The organism is Aquabacterium sp., from assembly GCF_048860245.1.
Lineage (GTDB): Bacteria > Pseudomonadota > Gammaproteobacteria > Burkholderiales > Burkholderiaceae_C > Aquabacterium.
The window spans coordinates 1-19,834 of record NZ_JBLIZW010000082.1; the positions used below are offsets into that span (position 1 = coordinate 1).

A 19,834-nucleotide genomic window follows, 5' to 3' on the forward strand; every position below is an offset into this window, starting at 1 on the left:
GCGGGCGCGAGGCCCGCGCACACCATGACCAGCCACGCCTGACAGAGCTTTCTGCCGACGTGATCCCAGCGCGAGCGAACTCGTGAGGTGCTGATCATGTGTGCTCAGTCCATGACGGATCAGGACTTGAGGATCGAATCGACGGCGTCCTTCAGGTCTCCGTCGTTGATCTTCTCTGGCGTGTGAGCGGGCATGGGGATGGGGCCCCATACGCCAGCACCGCCCTTGCGCACCTTCTCAGCCAATTTGGCAGGGGCGGCCTTGTCGCCTTTGTACTTGGCTGCGATGTCCTTGAACGCCGGACCCACCACCTTCTTGTCCTTGGCGTGGCAGGCCATGCAACCGGCCTTGTTCATGGCTTCATCCGCAGCAGCCATCGACGAGGTCGCGGCCAGTGCCAGAGCGCTCAGAACCAACAATTGCTTGATCATGTGAATACTCCTGTCTGCGTGATCAGTAGACGTCGTGCTGGGTGTTGTTCACGTTGAAGTGACCCGTCGGTGTGATCAGACGTGGGTCCTTGATCACTGCCTTCAGCTTCAGCGTCTTGTCATCCACCACCACGATGGCCGATTGCTTGTCCTTCGCAGACCACACAGCCAGCCAGACCTCATCACCCGCCTTGTTGTACTCAGGCTGAACCACGCGCATGGCACCACCATCGTTCAGGCCGGCCCACTTGGCGATCGGCAGCACGGTGTAGCCCTTGCTCAGGTTCTTGATGTCGTACACAGCCACCGACTGCGACACGTTCGGATCCGGGTTCAGAGGGTTGTCCACATACAAGTGCTGAGAGTTCGGGTGGCTCTTGATGAACAGCGAACCGCCGCCTTGGCTCTTGATGTTTTCGACGACCTTCCAGGCGTACTGCTTGTGGCCCTTCGGATCGGTACCGATCAGCGCAATGCTGTCGTCACCCAAGTGACCCGTCGACCAGACAGGGCCGTACTTGGGGTGAACGAAGTTCGCACCGCGGCCTGGGTGAGGGATCTTGCCCACATCGATCAGGGCTGACAGCTTGCCTTCCTTCAGGTCCACGGCGGCAATCTTGTTCGATTGGTTCGCGGCGACCATGAAGTAACGCTTGGTCGAATCCAGACCACCATCGTGCAGGAAGCGAGCGGTGCCGATTTCAGTGGTCTTGAGGGCGTTGATGTCAGAGTAGTCCACCAGCAAGGTCTTGCCGGTTTCTTTCACGTTCACCACGAACTCAGGCTTGAAGTGCGAGGCCACGATCGATGCCACGCGTGGCTCGGGGTGGTATTCCTGTTTGTCCACCGTCATGCCACGGGTGCCCACAATCTTCAGGGGTTCCAGGGTGTCGCCCTTCATGATGGTGTACTGGGGTGGCCAGTAGCTGCCGGCAATCGCCAGCTTGTCTTCATAGCCCTTGTACTTCGAGGTGTCCACCGAACGGGCTTCCAGACCTACGCGGATTTCAGCCACGTTGTCAGGCTTTTCCATCCACAAGTCGATCATGTTGATCTTGGCGTCGCGGCCAATCACGAACAGATAGCGACCCGATGCCGACAGGCGCGAGATGTGCACCGCGTAGCCGGTCTTGACGATGTTGATGATCTTCTTGGTGTCACCGTCGATCAGCGCCACTTCACCCGAGTCACGCAGCGTGGTCGAGAAGATGTTGCTGATGTTGTAGTTGTTCATCTTCTTCGTCGGACGCTTTTCCGGCGGAATGATGACCTTCCACGTGTTCTTCATTTCAGCCATGCCGAACTCGGGTGGCTGCGGAGGATCCTGCTGGATGTAGCGGGCCATCAGGTCCACATCGGTTTCATTCATTTCGCCGGACGTCAGCCAGTTGGGCATGCCCGCGGGCGAGCCGTAGGCAATGAACACCTTCAGGTAGTCGGTGCCCTTGGACAGCGTGATATCAGGCGTCAGCGGCTTGCCGGTGGCTCCCTTGCGGAGCACACCGTGGCAGCCCGCGCAGCGCTCGAAATAGATTTTGCGGGCCTTGTCGAACTCGGCCTGCGTCATCGGTGGCGCTTTGGGGTTGCTGCTTTGGTACATCGGCTCGTTGGCGAGCGGTGAGGTACCTGCTTGATAGTTCATCTCCGACTGGGACACATTCCGGTCGCCGGCCTGAGCTCCAAATGCCATGACCACCATCGTGGCGGCGGCCAGTCTGGCCATGCGTGGAGTCTTCATGAGCGCTTCTCCATTTTGTAAAGGCCTGATGGACGCCAGGCCCGGTGCTGCGCCGTTGCACGCCCTCTCGGGTGTTTGCTCGGGGTGGCTGCATACCCTGACATCGAGCAAGGGCATGTTCGGCGCGCACGCGCATTCGTTCCTTGAAGCAGTTCAAGAAACGAAAACGGGCAATGGAGTTAGGGGGCGGGTCAGCCCCAGATTGATCTAAAGCAATCTGGCCGTGGCGGCGTGGTGACGTTGGAAGGCCAGTGCGTCAGCTGTGTCAGATGGCCTCGGTGCGTCGCACCAACCAAGCCAGCGCATCGCCGCTGACCAGCGGGGACAGTCGGTGTCGTACCTCGGCGTGGTACGCATTCAGCCAGGCGATTTCATCGTCGCGCAGCAAGCTGCGATCAATGCAACGGGTGTCAATCGGACACAGGCTCAATGTTTCAAACGCCAGGTACTGACCGTATTCCGGGGTGCCTGGGGCTGCATCAGCCACGGTGGGCGGCACGGGCACATTCAGCACCAGATTCTCGATGCGGATGCCCCATTGCCCCGGGCGATACAAACCCGGCTCAATCGACGTGATCATGCCGGGCTGCATGGCCATGTCCGGTGTCGGAATGGCTTTGGAAATCGACTGTGGACCCTCGTGCACATTCAGGAAGTAGCCCACGCCATGGCCTGTGCCGTGCCCAAAGTCCAGACCTTCGGCCCACAGCGGTGCACGGGCGATGGCATCCAGCATGGGCGCCAGCGTGCCTTGCGGAAAGCGCGTGCGCGACAAAGCCAGGGTGCCCTTGAGCACCAGCGTGAAATCCCGCTTCTGTGCGGCGGTGGGGGTGCCAATGGCCCAGACGCGGGTGATGTCGGTGGTGCCGCCCAAGTATTGCCCGCCCGAATCAATCAGCAGCAAACCTTCCGCCGTCAGGCCCTCAGGCGTGCTGAGCACGGCAAAGGCTGATTCGGTGGCGCGGTAATGGGGCAAGGCGCCATTGGCATTGAAGCCGGCAATCGTCGGAAAACTCAGCGAGACATAACCGGGCTGTTTGGCCCGTTCGGCTGTCATCCGCTCGTCAATCGTCAACTCACTGACGTAGGTCGTGCCCAGAGCCTGTTCCAGCCAGGCATAGAAGGCGCACATCGCCGCGCCATCGCGCTCCATGGCTTCGCGGGTGCAAGCCGCTTCGGCATCCGTCTTGCGCGACTTGATCAGCGTGCTCGGGTTGATGCTTTCGATCACCTTGACACCCGCAGGCACCGCAGCCCGCAGGCCCCAGGTCACCCGCTTGGGGTCCATCAGCATCACGGCGTCGGACGGCAGCGCCTTCAGGGCCTCCGTTGCGGCACCGTAGGGTCGTAGCACCACACCGTCGGCCTGCAAGCGGGCTGCCAGCGCATCGCTGATCTTTCCTTCACCCACAAACAATTCCAGCTGTGTCAGGCTGACCAGCGCGTGCCCCAAGAAGACGGGGTTGTAATCCACATCCGCGCCCCGCAAGTTGAGCAACCAGGCCAGATCGTCCAAAGTGGCAACCCAGTGGTGTGTCGCCCCCTTGGCCTGCATGAGCGCACGTACCTCGGCCAGCTTCGTCGCACGCGGTGTGGTGCTGAACGGTGCTTCGTGTTCAAACACTGCACCAGCGGGCAGCGCGGGGCGGGGCACCCAAGGGCCATCCAGCACATCGGTTTCGGTATGCATGCTCCAGCCCGCTGCGGCCAGCGCTGCTTGCAATTGCTGCGCCTGTGCCAGTCCCAGCACCGCGCCGTCGACAGCCAAGGCGGCAGGCGAGGGCGCATGTGTCAAAGCCTGCAACCATGCCACGTAAGCCGGCACAGCAGGCCCTTCCAGTTTGACCAGATCAATGCCGGACCCGGCCAGCTCGGCTTCCGCCTGTTCCCAGTAGCGGCTGTCAGTGAACAGCGCAGCTTTCTCTGCAGACACGAGCAGCGTGCCAGACGACCCGGTGAAGCCACTCAGCCATTGGCGGCCCTGCCAGCGATCTGGCAGGTATTCCGACAGATGGGGGTCGCTGCTGGGCACCAGCACAGCCTGCCACCCCTGTCCGACCATGTGCGTGCGCAGCGCCTGAAGGCGGGCTGCAATATCCGGGTGGGTTGGGGGCAGGGTGTCAACAGTCATGGTCACAGCGAAGGGCGAGGGGGGCGCAGGCGCAAAAAAGGGGCTGAACGCCCCAATGTTGCCACGAGCCTGCTGCGCCATGCGTCACCGTGGACTTGCGACCACGGCGACCACGGCGCCCAGCCGTGCCCGTCAGTCTTGCGGATTCACCCGCACCACACGGGCGTTCGGCTCCAGCGCGTGCGGGTCCGGGAAGACGCGTGCGTGGCGCTGCGAGGTGAAGTAGGCCCACGCCCAGTCCATCATCACCACGGTGCGATTGCGGAAACCGATCAGGAAGTACACGTGCACAAACAGCCAGAACAACCATGCCGCAAAGCCGCTGAAGCGAACGCGCTTCTTGGTGAACGGGATGTCGATCATGGCCACGGCTGCACGCTTGCCAATGGTCGCCATCGAACCGTAATCGAAGTAGCGGAAGGCCTGTGCATCCAGACCTTTGAGGCGTCGCATGATGTTGAACGCGGCTTTGCGCCCCATCTGCTTGGCACCCGGGCTGACGCCGGGGACCGGCGTGGGATTTTCTGGATCCAGATAGCTCTTGGCCGAGGCCAGGTCGCCCACCACATAGATGTTGGGGTGGCCGGGAATGGTCAGGTCCGGCTGCACCACCACGCGCCCCGCGCGATCCAGCTCACATCCGGTGCTCTTGGCCAGCGCCTTGCCCAGCGGTGATGCGGCGACACCCGCTGCCCAGATCACCGTGCGGGTGGGCAGGAAATGTGAAACCACCTTGCTGGTGCCATCGGCCTGCTTTTCCATCAGGTCGTAATTGATCCCAAACGCATTGATGTTGGTGACCTTGGCGCCAGGCAGCACCTCCGCACCCAGCATCTCCAGCTGCTCTTGAGCGCGGTGAGACAGGTCCTCGGTGAAGGTGCCCAAAACGCGCGGTGCGCCTTCTAGCAAAATCACGCGCGCCATCCGCGAGTCAATCCGACGGAACTCTGCGCTCAATGTGTGCTGCGCAATCTCGGCCATCGTACCGGCCATCTCCACCCCGGTGGGGCCTGCGCCCACCACCGCAAAGGTCAGCCACGGCTCGCGCTTGACCGGGTCGGTCTCGCGCTCGGCCTGCTCGAAAGCAGTCAGCACGCGACGGCGAATGGTGAACGCATCACCCAAGGTCTTCAGGCCTGGCGCGTACTTGGCCCAGTCATCCCGCCCGAAATAGCTGTGCGTGGCGCCAGCCGCCAAGATCAGGTGATCGAAGTGGATGTGCTCGCCACCATCCAGCACCACACAGTCCGATGCGGAGTCAATCGACGTGACCTCACCCATCAGCACGGTCAGGTTGCCTTGCGCAATTTGCTTGCGCAGGATGTGGCGGATCGGGCCCGCAATCGCTGGCGCGGGCAGCCCCGCCGTGGCCACCTGGTACAACAAGGGCTGGAACAGATGGTGGTTGGTGCGGTCAATCACCACGATTTCGACGTCAGCCTGAGCCAAAGCCTTGGCAGCTTCCAGCCCACCAAAACCACAACCGATGATCACGACACGAGGCTTACCTTGACGAGGCGCGACAGGTTGGGCGGCAGATGGCGTCTTGGACTTTGAAAACAGCATGCTCGTCGAACGGGTAGGTGGGCAGAGCCCGAGAAAAGTCAGCGTTTATACCAAGGTCTTGAAGCATTTTTCGAGCCTGCACAAACTTTGTGCGTCCCCGGATCAAGGGATAAACGGACTTCATTTGCCGGTTTCCTGATGAAAATTGCTGTCTTCCGCTTCGAAGTGCCCATTCGCGTGGCTGCGCTGCGTGGGGTGAATGCCGGCAGGCACGGAAATTGGATGACAAGGCCGTTACCATGCTCACTTGCGCGCGCAGGTGCGCGCAAGAAGCCGTGAACTGTCTCCATGAATTCCGTGTCCACCGTCTCTGCTCCCCAACAGGCTCTTGCCGTGGCCTTGCTGCAATTCAACCCCATCGTGGGTGACTTGCAAGGTAATGCTCGCACCATCATCGACATGGCAAGACAGGCTTATGCCAGCGGCGCGCGACTGGTGGTGACGCCCGAGATGGCGCTGTGCGGGTATCCGCCGGAAGACTTGCTGCTCCGCCCCGCCTTCATGGCCGCGTGCGATGACGCTACCCAGCACATTGCCCAAAGCCTGTCCGATCTCCCAGACCTGCACTTGGTCCTGGGGCACCCCATGACCGCTGGTGACGACGTGCGGACACGCTCGTGGTCTGTGCCACGTCGGCTGAATGCGGCCACGCTCATTCGCGGCGGCCAGTTGGTGGCCAGTTATGCCAAACGCGAACTGCCCAACTACCAGGTCTTTGACGAGCGTCGCTATTTCATCAGCGGGCGAGAAGCCGGCCTGGGCCCAGTCGTGGTCGACGTTCTGGGCTGGCGCGTGGCGCTGCTCGTGTGCGAAGACGCCTGGTTTGACGAACCTGCGCAGTCTGCCGTGGCGCAAGGTGCGCAGGCCCTGGTGGTGCTCAATGCCTCCCCTTTCCATGCCGGCAAGCGTGTTGAACGCGAGGCGCGCATGGGCGATTGCGCGCGCCAACTGGGTTTGCCGCTGGTTTACGCCCACATGACGGGTGGGCAGGATGAGGTCGTGTTCGACGGTGCGTCCTTTGCTGTCAACGCGCAAGGGCAGGTTTGCGCCCGCGCCCCAAGCTTTGAAGTGGCTTCGCTGGCCGTGACGCTGCAGCCCCATGGTGAAGTGACTGGCAACCTGGCCGAGCCTTTGTCTACCGATGCCGAAATCTGGGCCGCTTTGGTGTGTGGCGTGCGAGATTACGTGGGCAAAAATGGCTTCCCCGGTGCCATCATTGGTCTGTCGGGTGGCATTGACTCGGCCTTGGTGCTCGCCATCGCGGTCGATGCCTTGGGCGCAGACAAAGTGCGGACCGTCATGATGCCGTCACCGTACACCGCCGACATCTCGTGGATCGACGCCAAGGACATGGCCGACCGCCTGGGGGTGCGTCACGACGAAATCGCCATTGCCCCCGAGTTCGAAGCATTCAAAACTTCGCTGGCGCCACTGTTTGTTGGGCGTCAGGAAGACACCACCGAAGAAAACATCCAGGCACGCATCCGTGGCACCTTGCTGATGGCCTTGTCCAACAAGACCGGCGCCATCGTGCTGACCACGGGCAACAAGAGCGAAATGGCCACCGGCTACTGCACCCTCTATGGCGACATGGCCGGGGGCTTTGCAGTCATCAAGGACTTGGTCAAGACCACGGTGTACCGACTCTCGCGCTGGCGCAATGCGCAGGCCGCAGCGCTGGGGCAGGTCGAGCCCATTCCCGATCGCATCATCACGCGCCCCCCGTCAGCCGAGCTGCGCCCCGATCAGAAAGACCAGGACAGCCTGCCCGAGTACGACGTGCTCGATGACATCCTTGAGCGCTACATGGAGCACGACCAGTCGATTGACGAGATCGTGGCGGCCGGCTACCCGCAGGCCGATGTCGACAAGGTCACCCGCCTGCTCAAGATCAACGAATACAAGCGTCGCCAAGCCCCGGTGGGCATCCGCATCACGCACCGCTCGTTTGGCCGAGACTGGCGTTATCCGATCACGTCCCGATTCCGTGCCTGATCCGGTACACCTGACGCTCGGACATGACACCTTTGCTGCGCAGACGTGCTTAAATATCAGTCTTGCACTGCAACATCAGTGCTGTGACACCACAAAGTAATTCCCTGACCTTATCCGGAGTTCCCCGCCATGACCATGAAACAGATCACCGCAGTCATCAAGCCATTCAAGCTCGAAGAGGTGCGTGAGGCACTGGCAGAAGTGGGCGTGACCGGCTTGACCGTGACCGAAGTCAAGGGTTTTGGTCGTCAAAAGGGCCACACCGAGCTGTATCGCGGTGCAGAGTACGTGGTTGACTTCCTGCCCAAGGTCAAGATCGAAGTCGTGGTCAAGGCTGACGACGTCGAGCGTTGCATCGACGCCATCGTCAACGCAGCCAAGACCGGCAAGATCGGTGACGGCAAGATCTTCGTGACGCCGGTGGAGCAAGTGGTGCGCATCCGCACCGGCGAGACCGACGAAGCCGCCGTCTGATTTTTCAGATTTCCGGCGAAACGCCGCCAGGGCCTGGTTCCAGGTCGGGCGGCGTTTGTGCTTTCAGGCGGGCTTGTTCGGCCGCCAGGCTGTCGAGCAGCGCAGGGATGTCACTGTTCACTTGCAGCAATTCCTGCACATCGGGCCACAGGAAACCGCCATCTCGGCAGTCGTTGATGAAGCGCAGCAGGTTGTCGTAATACCCCGCCACGTTCAGCAGCCCCACCGCTTTGCGGTGATAGCCCAGTTGACGCCAGGTCCAGACCTCGAAGATCTCTTCCATCGTGCCGATGCCACCTGGCAGGGCAATGAACATGTCCGACTGCATCGCCATGCGGTGCTTGCGCTCATGCATGCTGTCCACAACCTGCAGGTCGGTGACGCCGCCGTGCCCCAGCTCCTTCTGGATCAGCCGCTCAGGAATCACACCGATCACCTCGGCGCCGGCTGCCAGTGCCGCGTCGGCCACCGCGCCCATCAGGCCGGTACTGCCGCCGCCGTAAACCAGTCGCCAGCCGCGCAGGCCGATCTGCCGCCCAACCTCCCGGGCCGCGGCCAGGTGTGCTTCGTCATGCCCGTTACGGGAGCCACAGTAAACACAGAGAGACAGGGTCATGCTGGCAGCTGCTTGCGGTTGTCGATGATGCGGGTGCCGCAGATCACGTCATGCAGAAACTGCCCTTGAGGCAGCAAACGTGTCAGCGCGGCATAGATGACGATCCACGCGAGCATGATGCCGTACAGCAGTCCGGACGCGTGCAAGCCCGTCAGCTGCTCGGCTGCCCAAGCGGTGATCCACGCGGGCATGAACCACAGCCAGCTCAGCATGAAGCGCGCCAAGGCCTGGCGCGGCGAGATGGGTTGCCCGTTGGCGGACAGCACGCGCAATTGCCAGGTCTTGAGTGCCAGGGTCTGGCCACCATGCGTCCACATCCAGATGAAGTACAGCGCCAAAGCCAGAAACTGTACGGCCATCATGCCTTCGCGTCCGCGCAGTCCATGTTGCTGGTTCACGCTGATGCTGTACACCGCGCCTACCACCATCACCAGGCCAAACAGCAGGACGCCTTCATACAAAAAAGCCGCCATACGGCGCAGTACGGCTGGCGCAGGGCCTTGGGCACGTTCGACGCAAGTGTTCGCGCCGAGGCCGCCTTGCTCGGGAATCTTGAGAAGTGACATGGAAGATCAGGGGAGGGGGCGTGTCGCCTGGCTCGCGCTTGTGTCGACCACTTTGGGGGCAGGCACGGGCTGAGAGGCGGCGACACTGGCTGCCACGGCGGGTTTGCGAGGCAGCAATGTTACCGGGTCGACCAGTGCTTTGTCGGCACTGATCTTCGGGCGACCCGTCTGTTGATGGGCTGGTGGCGTCGGGGGTTGGGTCAGCAACATGGTGGTGGCGCCAGGGCCAGCCTGCACGGTTGCTGGGGCGACGACCTTGGGCGCGATCACGGCCGCGCTGCTGCCCTGCGGGGCCGCGTTGACCTTGCGACCACCGTCAGCCGTGGTGGGCAAACGTTTGGCGCTGAAAGCTTGCTTGGCTTCTCTGGGGCCAGCCACGGAATCGGGCAAATACACCGGGTGCGCTTGGCGGTGGGCTTGTCGAGTCAACTCCTGCCGCGTTTCTGCGGGCAGGGCGCGGTAGGCTTCCCATTTGCGCTGACGTTCCTCCGGGGACAACTGTCGGGCTTGCTGGAAGCGCAAACGCGCCTCGCCGCGTTTTTGCGCCGACAAACTGGACCAGCTTGTCATGCGTTCACGCATGCGTGCTTGCTCTGCCGGCTTCAATGAGTCGTAGCGATTGGCGACATTGACCCATTTCTGGCGAACGACATCGTCCATGGATGTCCAGTGACTGGCCAATGGGGCCAACACCTGACGATGGTGCGGGGTCAACTCCATCCACTCTGGCGCGTCGCTCACGGGGGCTGCGGCAGTGTGAGATGGTGCGTGGCCCGGGGACTTTTGGGCATGAGCGAACCCTGTTGCCAAGGCGCCAAACAACGCGAAACCTGCCATCAAACGGGCATAAAGTGGTCCGGGCCAGGTGCGTTGTGTCATGAGTTCGTTGTCGCTCCGATGTCGCTCATCAAGGTGTGGATGAGGCTGGTGCCGTTTCGGTGGTCTTGAGGTCGCCGTCTGCTTCTGGAGGCATGTCTTCCACAGCGCGAACGGTTGGGCCGGTATCGTCCTTCAAGTAGGCTTCGAAACCAGGGTCCGAGTAGGCGTCGGGAGGGAGTTCATCGGTCAGCAGTGCCATGTCGACATCCGTGGTGGCTTCGACTTGCTCTTGTTTCTGATAGTGGTTCACACCCCAAAGCCCGGCCAGCAAGGCAAGAACGGGCACCACCGTGGCCAAACGCCAGCCCCAGCCCAATGGGCCGTCGTCCAACTTGCGTCCGTGTGAGGGGGTACGGGCCTGAGCCGCCTCGCGCCACGCAGGAATGCCTGCCGTTTGGCCTGTCAAGGCGCCACCGGCGCCGGCAAGTGTCAATTCGGCCTGAACAACGGGGGCGGAGACGTGCGCCACCTCGACGGCGGCACTCAGGCGCCCGGCCAGCGCAACACGAACCGCTTGCTCGCGCGCGACGCGCAAGCGCTCGGAAATGTCATGTGGCAACGCCTGCGCACCTTCATCCAGGCGCGCGCTCAAACGCATCGCGAAACGGGCCTCAATGGCCTCGCGCTGCGCATCAGTCAACGGTGACAGAGTGGTGCGGTTTTTCACAATGTGACGCCTTTGGATTGAAGTGCCTTGGCCAATGCCTGAACAGCACGCGAGCAATGTGTTTTGACGCTCCCTTCGGAGCAACCCATGGCCGCGGCGGTTTCGGCGACGTCCAGTTCCTCCCAGTAACGCAGCAGGAAGGCTTCGCGTTGACGTGTTGGCAGCTTTTCGACTTCCTTTTCAATCAGTTGCAACATTTCTGTGCGACTGGCGCCATCGTCAGCACCTTCCGTGCCAGCCTCGTCAGAGCGCAGCACGGACAAAAGGTCAAAGTCCCCATCTTCGTCCTCGGCCGAGGCTTCAAGTTCCCCAATGTTGGTAAAGACCGCATTGCGAACTTTTTGGCGACGAAACCAGTCCAGCGTGGCGTTCGACAGGATGCGCTGAAACAAAGCAGGCCATTCGGCGGGAGGGCGGTCGCCGTAGCTTTGCGCCAATCGGATCATCGCGTCTTGCACGATGTCCAGGGCAGCATCTTCGTCCCGGACCGCGAAGACCGTGCGCTTGAATGCGCGGCGCTCAACGCTGATCAAGAAAGCGTTGAGATCCTCTGCGGGGGATGGTTTGGCGGGCGCGGTCAAGGCTAAAAGCTGGGGCGATTTGCGGAGCGAATTATGCACGTCGCGTTTGATTCGGCGCCAGAAAGAAGTGGAATTGTTGAATTGATGCCAAGGGGTGCGATAATGTCAGCTTTTGCGTCATCTCGATCTGGTCTGAATCTGTCCGCCCAACCGGCGTCAGTGGCAGGCCGCGCACGCTCCAAATCCGCCTCACAAGGGCGAGCACGCTGGCCATCCGTGGTCGCAGTGCTGTCGGGTTGAACCCTGGGTTCAAAACGATGTAGAGGGGCACCGATCGTTTTTCGTTAGAGAAATTCGGAAAGGTTTCATTCATCATGGATACGACTAACGCCCACGGCGGCGACATCCTCAACGGTTCTGAGATTCTGGTCCGCTGCCTGCAGGCCGAGAACACCAAGTACATCTGGGGCTACCCAGGCGGCGCAGTGCTGTACATCTACGACGCGCTGTACAAACAAGATTCCATCGAGCACGTGCTCGTGCGCCACGAACAGGCTGCCGTTCACGCTGCTGACGGTTACGCGCGTGCCACCGGCGAAGTCGGTGTGGCGCTCGTGACCTCGGGTCCTGGCGTGACCAACGCGATCACCGGTATCGCCACCGCCTACATGGACTCCATCCCGATGGTGATCATCACCGGTCAGGTGCCCACGGCCGCCATCGGTCTGGACGCCTTCCAGGAATGTGACACCGTTGGTATCACCCGTCCCATCGTCAAGCACAACTTCCTGGTCAAGGACGTGGCCGATCTGGCCGAGACCATGAAGAAGGCCTTCCACATCGCCCGCACCGGCCGTCCAGGTCCTGTCGTGGTCGACATCCCGAAGGACGTGTCGCTCAAGACCACTGCTTTCCACTACCCCGAGTCGGTGGAAATGCGCTCGTACAACCCCGTGCGCAAGGGTCACGGCGGCCAGATCCGCAAGGCAGTGCAGCTGATGCTGACGGCCAAGCGTCCCTACATCTACACCGGCGGCGGCGTGATTCTGGGCGAGGCCTCCAAGGAGCTGCGTGAACTGGTCAGCATGCTGGGCTACCCCCGCACCAGCACCCTGATGGGTCTGGGTGCGATCCCCGCTTCCGATAAGACCTTCCTGGGCATGCTGGGCATGCACGGCACGTACGAAGCCAACATGACCATGCAGAACGCTGACGTGGTCATCGCCATCGGCGCTCGCTTCGACGACCGCGTGATCGGCAACCCCAAGCACTTTGCACAGGTCGAGCGCAAGATTATCCACATCGACATCGACCCCTCGTCGATTTCGAAGCGCGTCAAGGTTGACATCCCCATCGTGGGCGATGTGAAGGATGTGCTGCAGGAAATGATCGCTCAGATCAAGGAAACCAACCAGCGCGTCGAGCCCAAGGCTCTGGAAACCTGGTGGAGCCAGATCAACGAGTGGAAAAAGCGCGAGTGCTTGAAGTTCAAGACTTCGACCGAGGTGATCAAGCCTCAGGCCGTGATCGAGAAGCTGGCCGAGCTGACCAAGGGCACCGACTACTACATCACGTCGGACGTCGGTCAGCACCAGATGTTTGCCGCGCAGTACAGCAAGTTTGAAGAGCCCCGTCGCTGGATCAACTCCGGCGGTCTGGGCACCATGGGCGTGGGTCTGCCTTACGCCATGGGCATCAAGCTGGCCAAGCCTGAGTCGGACGTCTTCTGTATCACGGGCGAAGGCTCGATCCAGATGTGTATTCAGGAGCTGTCGACCTGCAAGCAGTACAACACGCCTGTGAAGGTCCTGGCTCTGAACAACCGCTACCTGGGCATGGTGCGTCAGTGGCAACAGCTGGAATACTCCGGCCGTTACTCGCACAGCTACATGGACGCGCTGCCTGACTTCGTCAAGCTGGCCGAGGCCTATGGCCACGTGGGTCTGCTGATCGAGCGTCCGGAAGACGTCGAAGGCGCCCTGCGCGAAGCCATCAAGCTGAAGGATCGCACCGTGTTCCTCGACATCCGCACCGACCCCACTGAAAACGTGTGGCCGATGGTCAAGGCCGGCAAGGGCATCTCCGAGATGCTGCTGGGTTCCGAGGAACTGTGATCGTCAGACACTGAGCCAGACCCGGCATGGGTGACGCAGATGCAGGCAGACACTTGCCGGTGTCTGTCGGGCCTCTGTGAAGCCCTTGCCGGACGCAACAAGACATTTACTCATCGCACTACGCGGCCACGGCACTGCGGTTACCGCCACAGTGACTCAAGAGCCCGAAAGGACGATCAACATGAAACACATCATTGCCCTCCTGGTTGAGAACGAAGCCGGCGCCCTGTCGCGCGTGGTGGGTCTGTTCTCTGCCCGTGGCTACAACATCGAGAGCCTGACCGTGGCCGTGACCGAAGATCCTTCGCTGTCGCGCATGACCATCGTCACGCATGGCTCGGATGACGTGATCGAACAGATCACCAAGCACCTGAACCGACTGATCGAAGTCGTCAAGGTGGTCGACCTCTCCGAAGGCCCCTACACCGAGCGTGAGTTGATGCTCATCAAGGTGCGTGCTGTGGGCAAGGAGCGCGAAGAAATGAAGCGCATGGCCGACATCTTCCGTGGTCGCATCATCGACGTGACCGACAAGACTTACACCATCGAATTGACGGGTGACGCACACAAGCTGGATGCCTTCATTGAAGCCATCGACCGTGCGGCCATCCTCGAAACCGTGCGCACCGGGACCAGCGGGATCGGGCGCGGCGAGCGCATTCTGCGCGTCTGACTCTCCGCAGTCTCCCCAACCCCGCTATCTCATTGAACAACCTGCCTGATTTTTTCGGGCATTCAACAGCTACCGACGGAGCTACAAACATGAAGGTCTATTACGACAAGGACGCCGATCTGAGCCTGATCAAGGGCAAGAACGTCACCATCGTGGGTTACGGTTCGCAAGGCCACGCTCACGCCCAAAACCTGCGTGACTCGGGCGTCAACGTGACGGTCGGTCTGCGCAAGGGTGGCGCATCGTGGTCCAAGGCTGAAGGCGCTGGCCTGAAGGTCGCTGAAGTCGACGAAGCCGTGAAGGCCGCCGACGTCGTCATGATCCTGTTGCCTGACGAAAACATCCCCGAGGTGTACAACAACAACGTTGCGCCCAACATCAAGAAGGGTGCCACGCTGGCTTTCGCTCACGGCTTCAACGTGCATTACAACCAAGTCGTGCCTCGCGCTGACCTGGACGTGATCATGGTTGCCCCCAAGGGCCCTGGCCACACCGTGCGTTCTGAGTACCTGAAGGGCGGCGGCGTGCCTTCCCTGATCGCTGTGTACCAAGACGTGTCCGGCAAGGCCAAGGACATCGCTCTGTCCTACGCTGCTGCCAACGGCGGCACCAAGGGTGGCGTGATCGAAACCAACTTCCGTGAAGAAACCGAAACCGACCTGTTCGGCGAACAAGCCGTTCTGTGCGGTGGCGCGGTTGAACTGGTGAAGATGGGCTTCGAAACCCTGACCGAAGCTGGCTACGCTCCTGAAATGGCCTACTTCGAGTGCCTGCACGAGCTGAAGCTGATCGTCGACCTGATGTACGAAGGCGGCATCGCCAACATGAACTACTCGATCTCGAACAACGCCGAATACGGCGAGTACGTGACCGGCGTGGAAGTGATCAACGAGAAGTCGCGCGAAGCCATGCGCAACGCTCTGAAGCGCATCCAGACTGGCGAATACGCCAAGATGTTCATCCTGGAAGGCCGCACCAACTACCCAAGCATGACCGCTCGTCGTCGCCTGACCGCCGATCACCCGATCGAGAAGGTGGGTTCCGAACTGCGCGCCATGATGCCTTGGATCGCCAAGAACAAGCTGGTCGACCAGTCCAAGAACTGATCCGGGAGCCGGCATCCGCCGGTTTCTGCTCAGACAAAAAAGCCGCCGAGGTGCAAGCCCGGCGGCTTTTTTCATTCTGGCGTGGTGGTGGCGCTCATGGCGCAGACTGTGAGATGTCTTGCCAGCCACCGCCAATGGCTTTGTAGAGCATGACGGTGCTCAGGGCGCGCGCGGTTTGGGCCTGCACGAGTTCGTCTTCACGCTGCAGGGACGACAGGCGCGCTTCCAGTGCCGGTGCGAGCAGGCCTCGCCCCTCGTCAAACAGGCGTTGGGCGTGTCGCGCGCCGTCGTCGGCAGCCTTCCAGGCGCTGGTGAGCAATGTGGCGCGTTCGTCGAGTGCGCGGCGCGCGGCGTAGGCGTTCTCGACGTCTTCGAGTGCGGTCAGGACCGCTTGTTCGTATTGGATGCCAGCACCTTCGAGGCGGGCATCCGCCTGGCGGATGTTGGCCCGAATGCGACCGCCTTCAAACAGCGGCACTTGAACACCAGCGCCCCACGAGGTGAAGCGCCCGCTGGTGGTGGCAAGATCACCCAGTTCGATGCGACCATCGTTGGCCAGAAAGCCCAGGTAGAAGCGTGGCAACAGGTCGGCCTTGGCGCTGCCGAGTCGGGCGGCCAATGCGCGCACCTGATTGGCGCTGCCTCGCACGTCGGGGCGGCGCTCGAGCACGTCAGAGGGCAAGACCGTGGGCAGCTTGGCCGGGATCACGGTGGCATCGGCCGGGGCTTGCGCGGTGGGAGCGGGCAGGGCCGTCAGGGCTTCGGGGGCTTGACCGGTGAGCACGGCCAGTCGGCGCAGGCGTGCGCTGAGCAGCGTGTCCAGCGGGGCTTGCATGGCAGCCAGGGCGTCTACCTGGCTGCGTGCCCGGTCCACGTCATAGCGGGTGGCCTGGCCCGCGTCAAAGCGGCCTTGGGCATAGCGCTGCAGTTGGCGTGCGGTGTCCAGACTTTGACGCAGCAGGCGTTGGCGGTGCTCGATGCTGCGTGCTTCGATGTAGTTGTTGGCGATTTCACCCGCCACCATCAACTGCGCGCCGTGTTGCTTTTCTTCGTAAGCCAAAGCGGCTTGTCGGGCCGCGTCGGCATCGCTGCGGCGCGCACCAAAGACATCAATTTCCCACGCGGCCGCCACACCAAAGGTGCTGACGTTGGTGCTGGGGGCGTCATCGATCTTGGAAGGGATGGCGGGCAGCGTCACGCCCGGCAACACCGGCGTGGCGGCCATACCGGGGCCACGCAATTCGTCCGGCTTGATCCGCCCCGTGGCGCCAAAGCCTTTGAGTGTGGGGTACAGCGCAGATTCGGCCTGTGTGATGACGGCACGGGCCTCTTTCACCCGGGCCAGTGCCATGCGCACCTCGGTGTTTTGCTGCAGGCCTTGTTCGATGAGGCGCTGCAGGGTAGGGTCTGCCACCCCCAGCCACCACTGTGCGATGTCGGTGTTCACCGCGGTGCTGGGCACCTGGGTGAAGGTCTGGGGCGTGTCGGGCGCTTTGGGCATGTCCACCGCGATGGTGGCGCATCCGCTCAGGGCCAAGCACGCACACAGTGCAGTCAGTGAAAGGCGAGGTGCAAGGGTGGCAGGTTGTGTCATCTCACAGAGCGGGCGCTTGCGGGTGGCGTTTGTTGGCATTGGCCAGCAATTGGGCAAATGCTGCAGACGCCAGGCGGGTGCGCGTGCTTTCGTTGGGGTTGGTCAGGATCACCGGAACCTGAGCGCCCAGCACGATGCCGGCAATGTCGGCATGTGCGAGGTGAGCCATCTGCTTGATCAGCATGTTGGCGGCTTCCAGGTTGGGCACCATCAGGATGTTGGCGCGTCCGGCGACGTGTGAATTGGGGTACTTGCGGGCGGCGACCTCGGGACGGATGGCCGCATCGAAGGTCATGGGGCCATCGACCAGTGCCCCGGTGATGTGCTCACGTTCGTACATCTTGCACAGCACAGCGGCATCGGCTGACGAGGCCAGGTTGCTGTTGAACTCTTCTGCCGCCGAGAGGATGGCGACCGACGGGTTGTCGAAGTGCAGCAGGTTGGCCAGGTCGATGGCGTTTTGAACGATGTCGCGCTTGTCTTCCAGCGAGGGGCTGACGTTGACTTCGGCGTCGGTGATCATCAGCGGGTGCTCACAGGTGGGCACGTCCACGACATAGGCGTGCGACATGCGGCGGGCCGTGCGCAGGCCGCCGGCGTGGCGAAGCACCAGGTGCAGCAGGATGTGCACGGGGATGGCACCTTGCATGATGGCGCCCACTTCTTTGGCGCGCGCCATTTCCACTGCCACATGCGCAGCCTTGACGGCGGTGGGCGCGTCACGCCATTCGCAGCCAGCCAGGTCAATTTGCGCCTCGTCGGCCAGCTTGCCAATGTGGGCGCGCGGACCGATGACGACGGGCTTGATGAGACCGGCGCGGGCACACTCCATCATGGCGACGAGGTTCTCGGCCGTGTCGGGGTTGACCACGGCGGTGCGCACGGGCTCGTCACCTTCGATGCGCGACACCAGTCGTTCAAAACGCTCGTGACGCATCAGGCCCAACTCGGGCAAGGCAGCCTGCGGGCGGCTGACCTTGGTGGTGGGGGCCATGATTTCGGCCTCACCCAGGATGACGGGCTTGCCATGCTGGTTGCTGCACACACAGTCCAGCAACACCATGTTCTTGGGGCGCTTTTCCTTGACGGTGAGCGTCACGGTGATGATGTCGCCCAGGTACACGGGGCGCACAAAGCGCAGGGTCTGGCCCACGTAGATCGTGCCGGGACCGGGCAGTTGGGTGCCCAGAATGGTCGAGATCAGGGTGCCGCCCCACATGCCGTGGCCGATCACCTTCTGGAATGGGGTCTCGGCGGCGTAGGCGTCATCGAGGTGAGCCGGGTTCACGTCGCCGCTGAGGATGGCAAAGGCGTCGATGTCGTCCTTGGTCAGCGTGCGTGTCAACGAAGCAGTGTCTCCCACTTGCAGTTCGTCGTAGGTCCGGTTCTCCAGCAGCGTATGGGGGGTCGGGCTCAGGTTCATGCTTGTTTAATCGTTCTGTGGGTCGGTTCAAGTCGCCAGACGGGTGTGTTGGGCGTGCTCGAAAGGCAACCGAAGAGTTTCGCGTGAACCTGTGACAGGACGACCACCGGGTTGCGGGGAGAACAAACCCAGGTGTCGCGCGGGCATCCCACCGATTCCGGCGGGTGGGCCTGAACACACAAGCATGGCTGGCAAACGCTGGCGCATCAGTTCATCCTTGTTTGGCCAGCATGGACCGAAAACGATGCAAGGCCAGTGCCAGAAACAGGGCGCCAGCGGCCGCCACGGCCAACAATTGCGGCCACACGATGTCGAGGCCCGCGCCCCGATACAGCACGGCTTGGGTGAGTTTGACGAACTGGGTCGTGGGGGAGATCTGCACGATGTCCTGGATGGCCAGCGGCATGCTTTCCACCGGCGTGGCCGCACCCGATAACAGGTAGAGCACCACATACACCGGCGCCGCCAGAAGGCCAAACTGCGGCATGCTGGCTGCCGTGGTTGCCAACAAGATGCCCAATGAGGTCACGGCGAACAGGTACAGCGCGGCACCGGCTGCAAACAGCCAGATGGAGCCAGCCAGCGGCACCTGCAACCATTGGTGAATCACCAGCCACAAGGCCAGGAGTGATGCCAGCAGGATCACCCCCCCATTGGCCAGGATCTTGCCCATGGCGATTTCACTGGGACGCACGGGCATGACCAGCAAGTGCTCGATGGTGCCGTGTTCACGCTCCCGAATCACGGCTGCGCCCACCAGGATGATGGACAGCACCGTCACGTTGGTGACGATGAGCATGATGGACGTGAACCAGTGCGACTGGTTGTTGGGGTTGAAGAGCAGGTGAATGACCGCCTGCGTGGGCAGCATGGACTCGAGTCCGCGCTGGTGGAAGAAGTCCAGCAACTCTTTCAGGAAGATCTCGTTGAGGTAGAGCACACCCAGGCCGGCCTGGGTCATGGCCGTGGCGTCCACACGCACCTGGATGGCGGGTGTGCGACCGGCCAGCACATCGGCCTCGAAGTTGGCAGGGATGTCGATCACGAAGATCAGGTCGCCACGGTCCAGCGCGGGGCCGGCCTCTTCATGGGTGACGTCCACCGGGGCTTTGAAGTAGGGCGCGCGGATGGCATCTCGCAGTCGGTAGGAGAGGGCCGAGCGGTCGCTGTCGATGATGCCCACCGAGGCATTGGCCACCTCGGCCTTCACGCCTTTGGCGGTGGTGTAAATGGCCACCGTGAAGGCAAACACGATCAGGGCCATCAGGGGGACGTCGCCCAGCAGGCTGCGAAACTCTTTGACGGTCAAGCGGGTGACGTTGCGAATCCAGGTCCACATG

The 19,834-nt window shown here is 61.9% G+C and carries 17 protein-coding genes; 5 read left to right on the forward strand and 12 right to left on the reverse strand.

Annotation, left to right across the window (positions count from 1 at the left end):
• Positions 1 to 119 precede the first annotated feature (119 nt).
• From ACMV18_RS09515 to ACMV18_RS09530, 4 genes are all read right to left on the reverse strand, one after another.
• Positions 120 to 428 carry a c-type cytochrome gene (locus ACMV18_RS09515; RefSeq protein WP_420817667.1) on the reverse strand — a complete coding sequence of 103 codons (309 nt, stop codon included), beginning with the start codon at positions 426 to 428 and terminating at the stop codon, positions 120 to 122.
• Positions 429 to 453: 25 nt separating this feature from the next.
• The gene (locus ACMV18_RS09520) at positions 454 to 2,169 is read right to left on the reverse strand and encodes a cytochrome D1 domain-containing protein (protein ID WP_420817639.1); all 1,716 of its coding nucleotides are present in this window, start codon (positions 2,167 to 2,169) and stop codon (positions 454 to 456) included.
• A gap of 265 nt (positions 2,170 to 2,434) precedes the next feature.
• Entirely contained in the window at positions 2,435 to 4,300 is a 1,866-nt protein-coding gene (locus tag ACMV18_RS09525; RefSeq protein WP_420817640.1) for a M24 family metallopeptidase, read from the reverse strand.
• Positions 4,301 to 4,432: 132 nt separating this feature from the next.
• Positions 4,433 to 5,866, reverse strand: coding sequence for an NAD(P)/FAD-dependent oxidoreductase (locus ACMV18_RS09530; RefSeq protein WP_420817642.1), 1,434 nt, complete (start codon positions 5,864 to 5,866; stop codon positions 4,433 to 4,435).
• A 288-nt stretch (positions 5,867 to 6,154) separates the two neighbouring features.
• On the opposite strand from ACMV18_RS09530, the gene ACMV18_RS09535 reads away from it, so the two are divergent.
• Both ACMV18_RS09535 and ACMV18_RS09540 read left to right on the forward strand, forming a co-directional pair.
• On the forward strand, positions 6,155 to 7,861 hold the full coding sequence (locus ACMV18_RS09535) for an NAD+ synthase (RefSeq protein WP_420817644.1): 1,707 nt from the start codon (positions 6,155 to 6,157) through the stop codon (positions 7,859 to 7,861).
• 135 nt (positions 7,862 to 7,996) lie between these two features.
• The gene (locus ACMV18_RS09540; protein WP_374255868.1) at positions 7,997 to 8,335 is read left to right on the forward strand and encodes a P-II family nitrogen regulator; all 339 of its coding nucleotides are present in this window, start codon (positions 7,997 to 7,999) and stop codon (positions 8,333 to 8,335) included.
• A 4-nt stretch (positions 8,336 to 8,339) separates the two neighbouring features.
• Here ACMV18_RS09540 and ACMV18_RS09545 read toward each other — a convergent pair whose 3' ends face one another.
• From ACMV18_RS09545 to ACMV18_RS09565, 5 genes are all read right to left on the reverse strand, one after another.
• Complete coding sequence (locus tag ACMV18_RS09545; RefSeq protein ID WP_374255768.1) at positions 8,340 to 8,951, reverse strand: TIGR00730 family Rossman fold protein; 612 nt, start codon at positions 8,949 to 8,951, stop codon at positions 8,340 to 8,342.
• Positions 8,948 to 9,517: an RDD family protein gene (locus ACMV18_RS09550; RefSeq protein WP_420817645.1), complete on the reverse strand. Its 570-nt coding sequence runs from the start codon at positions 9,515 to 9,517 to the stop codon at positions 8,948 to 8,950. The genes ACMV18_RS09545 and ACMV18_RS09550 overlap by 4 nt, the downstream gene beginning before the upstream one ends.
• 6 nt (positions 9,518 to 9,523) lie before the next feature.
• On the reverse strand, positions 9,524 to 10,258 hold the full coding sequence (locus ACMV18_RS09555; protein WP_420817646.1) for a DUF3106 domain-containing protein: 735 nt from the start codon (positions 10,256 to 10,258) through the stop codon (positions 9,524 to 9,526).
• A gap of 166 nt (positions 10,259 to 10,424) precedes the next feature.
• Positions 10,425 to 11,063, reverse strand: a complete 639-nt coding sequence (locus ACMV18_RS09560; RefSeq protein ID WP_420817648.1) for a DUF3619 family protein — start codon at positions 11,061 to 11,063, stop codon at positions 10,425 to 10,427.
• Positions 11,060 to 11,596 (reverse strand): RNA polymerase sigma factor, encoded by a 537-nt coding sequence (locus ACMV18_RS09565; RefSeq protein ID WP_374255762.1) that lies wholly within the window; start codon positions 11,594 to 11,596, stop codon positions 11,060 to 11,062. The genes ACMV18_RS09560 and ACMV18_RS09565 overlap by 4 nt, the downstream gene beginning before the upstream one ends.
• A gap of 362 nt (positions 11,597 to 11,958) precedes the next feature.
• On the opposite strand from ACMV18_RS09565, the gene ACMV18_RS09570 reads away from it, so the two are divergent.
• From ACMV18_RS09570 to ilvC, 3 genes are all read left to right on the forward strand, one after another.
• A complete protein-coding gene (locus tag ACMV18_RS09570) occupies positions 11,959 to 13,698 on the forward strand; it encodes an acetolactate synthase 3 catalytic subunit (protein ID WP_420817649.1) in 1,740 nt (579 codons plus the stop codon).
• Between the two features lie 181 nt (positions 13,699 to 13,879).
• The gene (ilvN, locus tag ACMV18_RS09575; RefSeq protein WP_374255758.1) at positions 13,880 to 14,371 is read left to right on the forward strand and encodes an acetolactate synthase small subunit; all 492 of its coding nucleotides are present in this window, start codon (positions 13,880 to 13,882) and stop codon (positions 14,369 to 14,371) included.
• Between the two features lie 89 nt (positions 14,372 to 14,460).
• Entirely contained in the window at positions 14,461 to 15,477 is a 1,017-nt protein-coding gene (gene ilvC / locus ACMV18_RS09580) for a ketol-acid reductoisomerase (protein ID WP_374255756.1), read from the forward strand.
• A gap of 94 nt (positions 15,478 to 15,571) precedes the next feature.
• On the opposite strand, the gene ACMV18_RS09585 is transcribed toward ilvC, so the two are convergent.
• From ACMV18_RS09585 to ACMV18_RS09595, 3 genes are all read right to left on the reverse strand, one after another.
• Entirely contained in the window at positions 15,572 to 17,071 is a 1,500-nt protein-coding gene (locus ACMV18_RS09585; RefSeq protein WP_420817650.1) for an efflux transporter outer membrane subunit, read from the reverse strand.
• A gap of 1 nt (position 17,072) precedes the next feature.
• Positions 17,073 to 18,494 (reverse strand): bifunctional enoyl-CoA hydratase/phosphate acetyltransferase, encoded by a 1,422-nt coding sequence (locus tag ACMV18_RS09590; protein WP_420817651.1) that lies wholly within the window; start codon positions 18,492 to 18,494, stop codon positions 17,073 to 17,075.
• Positions 18,495 to 18,705: 211 nt separating this feature from the next.
• Positions 18,706 to 19,833, reverse strand: a complete 1,128-nt coding sequence (locus ACMV18_RS09595; RefSeq protein ID WP_420817652.1) for an ABC transporter permease — start codon at positions 19,831 to 19,833, stop codon at positions 18,706 to 18,708.
• Between the last annotated feature and the right edge of the window lies 1 nt (position 19,834).